Raw genomic sequence first — 12,087 nt, 5'->3', positions numbered from 1 at the left:
AAAATCCTCCGCGCATAGAGTACGGAAGATTGACGAATTTCGTCTATCTGACAAAATAGAACTTATTGTTTAATCAGAGTAAACAATCATGCAAAATCAAATTGATCGAATTCGCTCTTTTATTGCTGTTGTTGATACAGGATCTTTTACTCAAGCAGCAAAATATTTACGCTTGAGTAAATCAATGGTGAGTATTCATATCAAAGCATTAGAAACCGAGTTAAATGTCTCATTACTCAATCGCAATACTCGTCGATTTTCACTGACAGAGACTGGAGAGATGCTTTATCAAGATTTTCGTCAAGTGTTAATTCAATTAGAGCAAACATTAGATAAAGCGAGATTGGGTCAGCAGGAACTACAGGGATCATTGCGATTAAGTTCAACCGCTGAATTTGGTGAATATTATATTTTGCCGTTACTTAGTCAATTTATGCAATTACACTCAAAGTTGAAAGTACAGTATGCGTTTAATTCTTCTATTGAGGATTTAATAAATCATAAGTTAGATTTAGCTATTCGTTTAGGCACATTAAAAGACAGTAATTATCGCTCTACCAAATTGGCTAATTACGAGATAAGTTTAGTTATTTCACCTGATTTGTTACAAAAATTCTCGATAAAAACTATCAACGATTTAAGCGCTATTCCTTATTTAGCAAACAGTAATTTACGTCAAAGTAAGCTTTCATCATCTTCAGAATTTAATACCCTACTCTCTCAGTTAGCTCAAGATGCTTATTTTGAAACTAACACCATTGCCGCATTAAAAAAAATGGCTCTTGCGCACTCAGGGATGACTATTTTGCCACATTGGTATATTCGTCAAGAATTATTAGAAGGCCAATTGGTTGTACTGTTTCCTGAACATGCACTTTTAACTCAATCCGTTAATATTATTTTCCCTTATAGCGAACATATCCCAAGAAAAACACGTCTCTTTATTGATTACTTAAAAGAAAATATCCAGCTATAACGCTAGATGTGCGAGAGAATTTAGAAGAAATAGTTAGGAAATAAAATACCTTATTTCTTTCTCATACACTGAGCAGAAATAAGGTATTTTTTAGAAGAAAAAGTAACTTAGCCCAACAACTAAAATAATAATTGCAGGGATTGGATGTAATAAACATTTTGCAACAACATGTTTAGGGCGAAATGCTAAACCAAAAGTTGCACCAGCACACACAGACCAAATAAGAAGGACACCTTGCCAAATTGCAAGTGAACTGGTGTTCGCTGCAAATCGACTAGGATCCCACATGATACAAAATGCCATTACCAACGCCATGATTAAAACAAGAGCCCTAATAGGGCCCTTGTCTAGTAGTTGGTAGCTTTTATCCAACATTATTCTTCACTTTCTGAAGCTTTTTTCGCTTCAGCGTGCTCGAAAGCTAGTCCTGCGATCACCGCAATACTACAAGCGAAGAGCGTTCCGAGAAGCCATGCAAAATACCACATTCTCTATGCTCCTTAGTACAGAGTATGATTATTGCCTTCGATAAATTTCTTATCGAGGCGACCATGCATTTTCCAGTAACACCAGATGGTGTAAAGGAGAACGATAGGTACAAAGATAATCGCAACAACTGTCATTACCTGAAGAGTAAACAGGCTAGAAGTTGCATCCCACATTGTTAAGCTCACATCTGGGAAAGTGCTTGAAGGCATCACAAATGGGAACATAGTCACACCACAAGTCAGGATAACACAAGCAATTGTCAGTGAAGTGAACAGGAATGCCCAGCCACCTTTATTTGCTTTAGTAGCAACAATCGCCAGTAAAGGACATAACAGACCTAATGCAGGCAGAGCCCATAATACTGGATAGTTGTTGTAGTTAGTCATCCAAGCACCAGCTTCGTGAGAAACTGTTTTCAGTAGTGGAGATGAAGGACCAGCTGTATCAACAGTACTTGTAATAATGAAGCCATCGATACCATAGATTAACCATACACCAGCTAATGCGAAACCAACGAAAGTGATTAATGAGGTAATGTAAGTTGTCTTACGAGTACGCTCATGTAATTCACCAGTAGTACGCATTTGAAGATAGCTTGCACCGTGTGCAACAATCATCATTAAGCTAATTACGCCAGCTAATAAACCGTATGGGTTTAGTAGGTACAGCAGGTTAATGATACCGTTAGTTGTACCATTATAAGATACACGTTGCATGCTATCGACTTCTAATGGAACACCTTGTAACAGGTTACCAAAAGCAACACCGATAACTAATGGTGGAACGAAGCTACCAATAAAGATGCCCCAATCCCACATACCACGCCATTTTGGTGATTCTAATTTAGAACGGTAATCAAAACCTACTGGACGGAAGAATAATGCCGCCAATACGAAGATCATACCAAAATAGAAACCAGAGAATGCCGCAGCATAAACCATTGGCCATGCAGCGAATAATGCACCACCTGCTGTGATTAACCATACTTGGTTACCATCCCAGTGAGGTGCAACAGAGTTAATCAAAATACGGCGTTCAGTGTCATCTTTCGCGATAACGCGTAGTAACACACCGACACCCATATCAAAACCATCAGTGACTGCGAAGCCAATCAGTAAGATACCAATCAGTAGCCACCAAACAAATCGCAATACTTCATAATCAAACATAGTGGACTCCTGTGTTACTTACTTTGTGCAGAAGATGCGTTCTTCTGTTCAAAGTGATAGCGACCCGTCTTCAGGCTACTCGGCCCAAGGCGACCAAATTTGAACATCAGGAACATTTCGGCAACTAAGAACAGAGTATACAGACCACAGATAAGACCCATAGATATTAGGATATCAGCCTGTGTCAGTGAAGAAGTTGCTACAGCCGTAGGCAGGATTTCACCAATCGCCCATGGTTGACGTCCATATTCTGCAACAAACCAACCTGCTTCAATCGCAATCCAAGGTAATGGAATACCCAGTAACGCAGCACGTAGTAACCATCTATAGTTACCAATACGGTTTGATAGAACAGTCCAGAAAGAGACAGCAATAATCATTAACATCAGGAAGCCAACGGCAACCATGATACGGAATGACCAGAACAGAGGTGCAACATTAGGAATAGTGTCTTTTGCAGCAGATTTGATTTGCTCTTCTGTTGCATCGACAACATTTTCAGTATAACGCTTCAGTAATAAGCCGTAGCCTAAATCTTGTTTAGCGTCATTAAATGCAGCACGAATAGCAGGATCAGTATTACCTGCGCGTAGTTCGCTTAATAATTCGTAAGCTTTCATACCGTTACGAATACGAACTTCATGCTGACTCATCAGATCGTTAAGACCTAATACAGGCGTATCGAAAGAACGCGTTGCAATAATACCCATGACATAAGGGATTTGTAATGCAAACGAGTTTTCCATTTTTTCTTGATTAGGGAATGCAATCAGATTAAATGCAGCTGGAGCGGCTTCTGTATGCCATTCACCTTCAATTGCAGCCAGTTTGGTTTTTTGCACGTCACCCATTTCGTAACCAGATTCATCACCCAGTACGATAACAGATAATACAGCTGCGATACCAAAAGTAGCGGCAACTGCGAAAGAACGTTTTGCAAAACCGATGTCACGACCTTTGAGCAGGTAGTAAGAGCTGATACCCAGAACAAAGAATGCACCAGTACAGTAACCAGCAGCGACGGTGTGAACAAATTTAACTTGAGCGACAGGGTTTAAAACCAGATCAGCAAAACTCAACATTTCCATTCGCATGGTTTCAAAGTTGAAGTCTGCAGCGACAGGGTTTTGCATCCAACCATTCGCAACAAGGATCCATAGCGCAGAGAAGTTAGAACCGAAAGCAACTAACCAAGTTACCATCAAGTGCTGCTTCTTACCTAAGCGATCCCAGCCAAAGAAGAACAATCCGACGAAAGTTGATTCTAAGAAGAACGCCATCAGACCTTCGATTGCTAAAGGCGCACCGAAGATATCACCGACGTAATGAGAGAAATATGACCAGTTAGTACCAAATTGGAACTCCATGGTCAACCCAGTTGCGACACCCAGAGCAAAGTTAATACCGAATAACTTACCCCAGAACTTTGTCATATCTTTGTAAACTTGTTTACCCGACAGGACATATATCGTTTCCATGATTGCCAGCATAAACGCCATACCTAACGTTAACGGGACAAACAGGAAGTGATACATCGCTGTTAAGGCAAACTGTAACCGTGACAGTTCGACAATATCAAACATCTTGACTCCTTGCTCCTAGCAGGAAGACACCGACTTGCGGCAACCCGACTTTATTAAATTATAAAGCCTCATAACTACCAGCAATAAATGCCTCTAAAAACAACAACGAATATTAAAGACCAAAAACACAATACCTTACAAATAGTACGCTTATATTTACATATAATAAATATATTTTGCGTGACCCAGATTTGAATTCTGAGCTTAGGTCAACAATACGACTTTTAGGTTTGTAACAGCATATTTGATCGTGTGCCAATTTAAGCATATTCAGAAATTTTTGCCACAATTAATAACTTGACCTACATCAAAAAAACACTTTAATGTTAACTAGTTGCGAATAAATTACCCAATAGTTACCATTGTGTTAATGCAATGTTGTTTTTATTTTTAAGTGTAATTTATCTCCTTATATTTTCCATAATAAAATTAACTTTTTATTTTCATAAAAGCCCTAAAAATAAACACTTTTAGTTGTGTTTTATTAATTTTAATATCAAAATCATTTTTTTGCAGGTAAAAAATAAATATTTAAAAAAAATAATCTATTAATTAATAAGTTGAAATTTACAAAAGTGTAAATACAGAAAATGACATCTAGTTAATTTATCAAATAAAGATAAAATTAAAATCCAATAGTGATTATCTATTTTTAATATTAATAACTATTTATTTTGTTTTTTATTTCAGATAAGTAAACTGTAATTAATCTATGTTATATACCTAAAATACAAATCAATAATTCAATAAAATTAAAAATAACCTTTTAAATCAATTAAATAAGAAAGCCATCAAACCAGGTTCACGAAAAAGGAAAACAATTTGTCTTTATTGTATTTTATTATTTTTGTGGAACATTTCTTACAACAATCATAAGTGTTTCATCATTACTCTTGATAGGTATAAAAGAGCCTAGTTTCAGCTTTAATCTCCTTTTTGATGCCCTATCATAATAAAAGAATATTTTCTCAGGCACGCTTCTTTACCTGCCCTCCTTTTCACTTATTCATTAACATGTTTAAAAAAACATTTTTGTAGTAAAAATGTGCCTTACAGCGATGCTGAAGGGGGATTTAGGAACCATTATTACGATACTTATAGGAAAGGTATGATGATCACAACATAAAATAACTACTTACTTTTTTGTTAGTCCGTTTTTCATCTAAAAACATGTATTTAAAATGTTATTTTTAATAACAAAGAATGGATACAAACAGTATTTATCGTTATTTTCATTTTATGTAAAAAGCTTATAAAAAGAAAAAAGAGCGATTTTGCATAGAGATCAATATTTAAAAAAATCAATTAAAAACAAGTAATTACAATTAATTCATATAGATGTTTAATGTGTTAATCACAATACTTGATATAGACATTAATATTTAAATGAAGCTAGATATAAAAATGCCAGCTCCTATTAAGAAACTGGCATTTAAGATAGTATCAACCTGAAATCATTAACAGTATTGTTACTTACTTGATCATTGATTTAATAGCTTCGCCAATATCGGCCAAGCTACGCACAGTTTTAACACCCGCAGCTTCAAGAGCAGCAAATTTCTCATCTGCTGTGCCTTTACCACCCGCAATAATAGCTCCCGCATGTCCCATACGTTTACCTTTAGGGGCAGTCACACCGGCAATGTAACCTACAACCGGTTTAGTCACATGATCTTTGATATAAGCGGCTGCTTCTTCTTCTGCTGTACCACCAATCTCACCGATCATCACAATTGCTTCTGTTTGTGGATCTTCTTGGAATAGCTTCAGAATATCAATAAAGTTAGAACCCGGAATTGGGTCACCACCAATCCCAACACACGTTGATTGACCTAAGCCAACATCTGTTGTCTGTTTAACTGCTTCATAAGTTAATGTACCTGAACGAGATACAATACCTACTTTGCCCGGTAAGTGAATATGACCAGGCATAATGCCAATCTTACATTCACCTGGAGTGATAACACCCGGACAGTTAGGGCCAATCATGCGTACACCCGCTTCATCTAATTTTACTTTTACTGTTAGCATATCCAACGTAGGAATGCCTTCTGTAATAGTAATGATGAGTTTGATGCCCGCCTCAATCGCTTCTAAGATTGAATCTTTACAAAATGGTGCAGGTACATAAATAACTGTCGCAGTTGCACCTGTTGCCTCAACAGCTTCGCGTACAGTATTAAATACAGGAAGTCCTAAGTGCGTAGTACCACCTTTACCCGGCGTAACGCCACCAACCATTTGTGTACCATAAGCAATTGCTTGCTCAGAGTGGAATGTTCCTTGGCTACCAGTAAAACCTTGGCAAATTACTTTGGTGTTTTTATCAATTAAAATAGACATTATTTTGCCTCCGCTGCTGCAACAACTTGTTTCGCGGCATCAGTTAAGCTTTTAGCTGCGATAATATTTAATCCACTATCTGCTAATTTTTTGGTGCCTAACTCTGCATTGTTTCCTTCAAGACGAACAACCACAGGAACATTAACGCCAACTTCTTCAACTGCGCCAATAATACCGTCTGCGATTAAGTCACAACGAACAATACCGCCGAAAATGTTGACTAATACAGCACTGACATTTTCATCTGACAAAATAATCTTAAATGCTTCAGTTACGCGCTCTTTTGTTGCACCACCGCCTACATCGAGGAAGTTTGCAGGCTCGCCACCGTGAAGTTTAACGATATCCATAGTACCCATTGCTAAACCAGCACCATTGACCATGCAGCCAATGTTGCCATCTAATGCAACATAGTTCAGTTCCCACTGTGCAGCTTGCGCTTCTCGCGGATCTTCTTGCGATGGATCATGCAGTTCACGCATTTCAGGCTGGCGATATAATGCATTGCTATCTACGCCTAATTTACCATCAAGACAAATCAGATCATCTTCTTTTGTGATAACCAGAGGGTTAATTTCAATTAGCGCAAGATCGCGCTCTAAGAAAATAGTAGCTAATCCCATAAAGATCTTAGCAAATTGGCTGACTTGCTTGCCTTTTAAACCTAGTTTAAAAGCAAGTTCTCTTCCCTGATAAGGCATAGGGCCTGTCAGTGGATCAATAATTGCGCGATGAATAAGTTCTGGCGTTTCTTCCGCCACTTTTTCAATTTCTACGCCGCCTTCAGTTGAAGCCATAAAGACAACGCGACGGGTACCACGGTCAATAACCGCACCAAGATAAAGCTCTTTAGCGATATCAGTTGCAGCTTCAACCAAAATCTGTGTAACAGGTTGACCGTTAGCGTCTGTTTGATAAGTCACTAAACGTTTGCCTAACCATTGTTCAGCAAATGCGCGGATCTCTTCTTTAGATTTAACGACTTTTACGCCACCCGCTTTACCACGTCCACCCGCGTGAACCTGACATTTCACGACCCAAGGGCCTTGACCGATTTTTGATGCAGCTTCTTCTGCCTCGCGCGGCGTGGAGCAGGCGAAACCAGCAGGTGCTGGTAATCCATACCGTGTGAAAAGCTGTTTTGCCTGATACTCGTGTAAATTCATGATGTTCTATCCATAATCTTGTTGAAAGTCGGGCTTTCTTATTTTTTTGACTATAAGCCAGAGAAATCTGACTTCACGAACACACTGTACTTCTTTGATGCTTGTGTCTGTTGCTAAGTAGGCAGGAGGAGCATCTCCTGCCTAGAAGCGATATTTATTACCTATACATCAAGTAATAAACGGGCTGGATCTTCTAGCATCTCTTTGACGGTTACTAAGAAACCGACAGACTCACGACCGTCAATTAAGCGGTGGTCATAAGACAGAGCCAGATACATCATTGGTAGAATAACAACCTGACCATCAACGGCCATTGGGCGATCTTTAATAGCATGCATCCCTAAAATGGCACTTTGTGGTGGGTTGATAATAGGCGTTGACATTAATGAACCGAAAACACCACCATTTGTAATAGTAAAGTTACCACCCGTTAAGTCTTCAACGGTTAACTTACCATCACGGCCTTTTACTGCTAATGCTTTAATGTTTTTCTCAATATCCGCCATGCTCATTGCATCCGCATCACGTAATACTGGTGTTACCAGACCACGAGGTGTTGATACCGCAATACTGATATCGAAATAGTTGTGATAAACCACATCAGTGCCATCAATAGAAGCATTCACTTCTGGGTAGCGTTTCAGTGCTTCAACAACCGCTTTAATATAGAAAGACATAAAGCCTAAACGGACACCGTGGCGTTTTTCGAAAGCTTCGCCATATTGAGCACGTAAATCTTTGATTGGTTGCATGTTGATTTCGTTAAACGTTGTCAACATTGCAGTAGTGTTTTTCGCTTCTAATAAACGTTCTGCAACACGTTTGCGTAAACGTGTCATTGGAACACGTTTTTCGCTACGATGAGATAACAGCGCTTGAGGCGCTTCTTCAACAGGTTTCGTTGCAGTTTTATTTGCAACATGACCTTCGATATCTTGGCGAGTTAAACGACCACCTACACCACTGCCTTTCACATCAGCAGGATTAACATCGTGCTCTGCAACTAAACGACGTGCTGTTGGACTTAATGCATCGTTATTACCTTTTTCAGCAATATCAGCACTTTGACGTTGTGCTGGTGTACTATCTTGAGCTGGTTTCACATCAGCAGGAATACCGGTGCTATCACCTAAACGAATGCGGCCAAGTAATTGGCGTGAACCAACGGTAGCGCCTTCATCTTCAAGAATACTTTCTAATACGCCCGCTTCACTTGCAGGAACTTCTAAAACAACTTTATCTGTTTCGATTTCAACCAGCACTTCATCGCGTTGAATGCTATCACCAGGTTTTTTATGCCAAGTTGCGACCGATGCGTCAGCAACTGATTCAGGGAGATCCGGTACTAGAATGTCTACACTACTCATTTTCTATCCTTATTTATTCAACTTTCAGTGCGTCTTCAACCAGAGCTTTTTGTTGCTCCTGATGAACAGAGGTATAACCGACTGCTGGAGAGGCTGATGCCGGACGTCCTGCATAACGTAATGTTGCGCCCGTAGGGATCGCATCACGGAAATTATGCTGGCTGCAATACCAAGCCCCCTGATTTAAAGGCTCTTCTTGACACCAAACGAAATCTTTCACATGGGAGTAAGATGCCAGAATTTGCGCAATATTTTCGTGTGGGAATGGATACAGTTGTTCAATACGAATAATGGCAACGTTGTTTTGCTCATTAGCACGACGTTGTTCTAATAAATCGTAGTAAACCTTACCTGAGCACATCACAACACGTTTTACATCAGCCGGTTTTAAATCATCCATTTCACCAATTACAGGTAAGAATTTACCGTTGGCTAACTCATCCAATGCAGAAACCGCTAATGGGTGACGTAACAGTGATTTTGGTGACATTACGATAAGTGGGCGACGCATACCACGTAACGCTTGACGGCGTAACATATGGTAAACCTGAGCTGGTGTTGATGGCACACAAACCTGCATATTTTGCTCTGCACACAGTTGCAGATAACGTTCTAAACGTGCAGAGGAGTGTTCAGGGCCTTGGCCTTCATAACCGTGTGGTAGCAGCATCACTAAACCACACATACGACCCCATTTTTGCTCACCTGAACTAATAAATTGGTCTATAACAACTTGAGCAACGTTTGCGAAGTCACCAAATTGTGCTTCCCAAATTGTTAAATCACGAGGTTCTGTTGTGGCATAACCATATTCAAATGCAAGAACAGCTTCTTCTGTTAATACAGAGTCCCAGACATTAAATTGCCCTTGAGCATTATGAATATTAGCCAATGGAACATAAACAGAACCATTAGTTTGATTATGAACAACGGCGTGACGGTGGAAGAATGTACCACGACCAGCATCTTCACCAGAAAGGCGAATTGTGATCCCTTGGTCAACTAAAGTCGCATACGCTAATGTTTCCGCAGCACCCCAGTCGAGTAGTTTTTCACCTTCTGCCATGACAGCACGGTCAGCATAAATTTTCTCAACACGAGATTGCATGACGATTTCTGACGGAACAGTACTCACACGGCGTGCTAAATCTTGTAAACGTGTTTTCTCTACTTTATGTGGATACTCTTCATTCCATTCGTGATTTAAATACGGCTCCCATGTGTAAGAATGCAGCCCCATTGGGCGGTATTCTTCAACGACACAATCACCACGATCCAGTGCATCACGATAGAGATTAACCAGTTCAGTCACATCATTGGCATCAAGCAGTGATTGAGCAACCAGTTTATCTGCGTAAATTTTACGTGGTGTTGGGTGTTTCTTGATTTTTTGATACATCAGAGGCTGAGTCGCATTTGGCTCATCCGCTTCGTTATGGCCATGACGGCGATAACACACCAAATCAATCATTACGTCACGTTTAAAAGTATTACGGAAATCCAACGCAAGGCGAGTCACAAACGCAACCGCTTCTGGATCATCAGCATTAACGTGGAAAATTGGTGCCTGAACCATTTTCACAATATCAGTACAGTATTGTGTTGAACGAGCATCTTTTGGATTTGACGTGGTGAAACCAACTTGGTTATTGATAACAATACGAACTGTACCGCCAACTTCATAACCACGCGCTTGGGACATATTCAAGGTTTCTTGAACAACACCTTGACCAGTTACCGCAGCATCACCATGGATTGTAATAGGAAGAACCATATTACTACGCGCTTCATCTAAACGATCTCGACGAGCACGAACAGAACCGATAACAACTGGGCTAACAATCTCTAAGTGAGAAGGGTTAAAGGCTAATGCTAAGTGAACTTGAGCCCCTTCAGTTGCAAAATCGGATGAGAAACCTTGGTGATATTTAACGTCACCAGTTCCCAAATGCTCTTTATGGATCCCCGCAAATTCATCAAATAAATCAGCAGGTTTTTTACCGAGGATATTAACCAAAACGTTTAAACGTCCGCGGTGCGCCATACCAAGAACCACTTCACGAGTATCTTGTTTACCAGCATGACGGATTAAATCTTTTAACATAGGTACTAGTGCATCACCACCTTCTAAAGAGAAGCGTTTCGCACCTGGGAATTTCGCACCTAAATAACGTTCTAAGCCTTCAGCAGCTGTTAGCTCTGTCAGGAAGCGTAATTTTTCTTCTTTTGTAAATTGGTCTGCAACATTAACTGATTCTAAACGTTGTTGGATCCAACGTTTCTCTTCAGTGTTAGTGATATGCATATATTCAGCACCGATTGAACCACAATAAATGCGTTTCAGGGCTTCGTATAAATCACTTAATTTCATGGTTTCTTTGCCGATGGCAAAAGAACCAACATTGAAAGTTTCTTCAAAATCTTCTTTAGTCAGATTATGGAAAGCAGGATCTAAATCTGGAACAGATTCTTGTTTCCATAAACCAAGTGGGTCGAGGTTCGCATTTTGATGGCCACGGAAACGAAAGGCATTGATGAGCTGCAAAACTTTGACTTGTTTTGAGTCCGTTGCCGGATCGCTTACCGAGGTATGGTATCGAGTGGATTCTTTTGCGAGGCGTCTGAAGTAGTCGCGGGTCTGAGAATGCGACTGCTCTATGCCTTGACTTGCGGGCAGTTGTTGAAAAATCTCTCTCCAACTTTCGTCAACAGAGTTGGGGTCAGTTAGGTAATCTTCATAGATATCTTCTATGTAAGACTGATTCTCTCCTGCTAGAAATGTTGATTCTAGCCAGTCCTTCATTGCGCCGTTCTGCATTATGATCCCTTAAGCTATACAGCTTTAGTTCGCCGTGGATAACTAATACCGTGATTAAACGGTGTCGATTGCAAGGTTCTCTCATGACCCGCTATCTCGCAGGTTCTTTAAATATGGAGCTTTAGCTCTCAAGGAACCTTTAAGCACTGTCTAACAGTGTTTAAAGGTGCCTTACT

At 39.8% G+C, this 12,087-nt stretch carries 9 protein-coding genes; 1 reads left to right on the top strand and 8 read right to left on the bottom strand.

Going from position 1 to position 12,087, the window contains the following annotated elements; genetic code table 11:
* The first annotated feature begins 88 nt into the window (after nucleotides 1-88).
* Nucleotides 89-976, top strand: coding sequence for a LysR family transcriptional regulator (locus LG402_RS05625; RefSeq protein ID WP_166541037.1), 888 nt, complete (start codon nucleotides 89-91; stop codon nucleotides 974-976).
* Between the two features lie 90 nt (nucleotides 977-1,066).
* Here LG402_RS05625 and ybgE read toward each other — a convergent pair whose 3' ends face one another.
* From ybgE to sucA, 8 genes are all read right to left on the bottom strand, one after another.
* Complete coding sequence (gene ybgE / locus LG402_RS05620) at nucleotides 1,067-1,351, bottom strand: cyd operon protein YbgE (protein ID WP_166541036.1); 285 nt, start codon at nucleotides 1,349-1,351, stop codon at nucleotides 1,067-1,069.
* The gene (gene cydX / locus LG402_RS05615; protein WP_069370099.1) at nucleotides 1,351-1,464 is read right to left on the bottom strand and encodes a cytochrome bd-I oxidase subunit CydX; all 114 of its coding nucleotides are present in this window, start codon (nucleotides 1,462-1,464) and stop codon (nucleotides 1,351-1,353) included. The genes ybgE and cydX overlap by 1 nt, the downstream gene beginning before the upstream one ends.
* Nucleotides 1,465-1,476: 12 nt before the next feature.
* The gene (gene cydB / locus LG402_RS05610; protein ID WP_166541035.1) at nucleotides 1,477-2,634 is read right to left on the bottom strand and encodes a cytochrome d ubiquinol oxidase subunit II; all 1,158 of its coding nucleotides are present in this window, start codon (nucleotides 2,632-2,634) and stop codon (nucleotides 1,477-1,479) included.
* A 14-nt stretch (nucleotides 2,635-2,648) separates the two neighbouring features.
* Nucleotides 2,649-4,217 carry a cytochrome ubiquinol oxidase subunit I gene (gene cydA, locus LG402_RS05605; protein ID WP_166541034.1) on the bottom strand — a complete coding sequence of 523 codons (1,569 nt, stop codon included), beginning with the start codon at nucleotides 4,215-4,217 and terminating at the stop codon, nucleotides 2,649-2,651.
* A 1,473-nt stretch (nucleotides 4,218-5,690) separates the two neighbouring features.
* Nucleotides 5,691-6,560, bottom strand: a complete 870-nt coding sequence (gene sucD, locus LG402_RS05600; RefSeq protein ID WP_072070202.1) for a succinate--CoA ligase subunit alpha — start codon at nucleotides 6,558-6,560, stop codon at nucleotides 5,691-5,693.
* A complete protein-coding gene (sucC, locus tag LG402_RS05595) occupies nucleotides 6,560-7,726 on the bottom strand; it encodes an ADP-forming succinate--CoA ligase subunit beta (RefSeq protein WP_072070203.1) in 1,167 nt (388 codons plus the stop codon). The genes sucD and sucC overlap by 1 nt, the downstream gene beginning before the upstream one ends.
* Before the next feature lie 161 nt (nucleotides 7,727-7,887).
* Nucleotides 7,888-9,093: a 2-oxoglutarate dehydrogenase complex dihydrolipoyllysine-residue succinyltransferase gene (gene odhB, locus LG402_RS05590; protein ID WP_109410020.1), complete on the bottom strand. Its 1,206-nt coding sequence runs from the start codon at nucleotides 9,091-9,093 to the stop codon at nucleotides 7,888-7,890.
* Between the two features lie 13 nt (nucleotides 9,094-9,106).
* The gene (gene sucA, locus LG402_RS05585; RefSeq protein WP_166541033.1) at nucleotides 9,107-11,911 is read right to left on the bottom strand and encodes a 2-oxoglutarate dehydrogenase E1 component; all 2,805 of its coding nucleotides are present in this window, start codon (nucleotides 11,909-11,911) and stop codon (nucleotides 9,107-9,109) included.
* Nucleotides 11,912-12,087 lie beyond the last annotated feature (176 nt).

The sequence above is a fragment of the Proteus sp. NMG38-2 genome (genome assembly GCF_020640995.1).
In the GTDB taxonomy this organism is placed as follows: Bacteria; Pseudomonadota; Gammaproteobacteria; order Enterobacterales; family Enterobacteriaceae; genus Proteus.
The sequence above is the reverse complement of the archived record's forward strand: the minus strand, read 5'-3'. Positions and strand labels throughout refer to the sequence as shown.

Excerpts from the sequence above, each read along its gene's own strand:
- LG402_RS05625 (WP_166541037.1), top strand. The coding sequence starts at position 89 with ATGCAAAATCAAATTGATCGAATTCGCTCTTTTATTGCTGTTGTTGAT.
- sucD (WP_072070202.1), bottom strand. The coding sequence starts at position 6,560 with ATGTCTATTTTAATTGATAAAAACACCAAAGTAATTTGCCAAGGTTTT.
- sucC (WP_072070203.1), bottom strand. The coding sequence starts at position 7,726 with ATGAATTTACACGAGTATCAGGCAAAACAGCTTTTCACACGGTATGGA.
- odhB (WP_109410020.1), bottom strand. The coding sequence starts at position 9,093 with ATGAGTAGTGTAGACATTCTAGTACCGGATCTCCCTGAATCAGTTGCT.
- cydA (WP_166541034.1), bottom strand. The coding sequence starts at position 4,217 with ATGTTTGATATTGTCGAACTGTCACGGTTACAGTTTGCCTTAACAGCG.
- cydB (WP_166541035.1), bottom strand. The coding sequence starts at position 2,634 with ATGTTTGATTATGAAGTATTGCGATTTGTTTGGTGGCTACTGATTGGT.
- sucA (WP_166541033.1), bottom strand. The coding sequence starts at position 11,911 with ATGCAGAACGGCGCAATGAAGGACTGGCTAGAATCAACATTTCTAGCA.
- cydX (WP_069370099.1), bottom strand. The coding sequence starts at position 1,464 with ATGTGGTATTTTGCATGGCTTCTCGGAACGCTCTTCGCTTGTAGTATT.
- ybgE (WP_166541036.1), bottom strand. The coding sequence starts at position 1,351 with ATGTTGGATAAAAGCTACCAACTACTAGACAAGGGCCCTATTAGGGCT.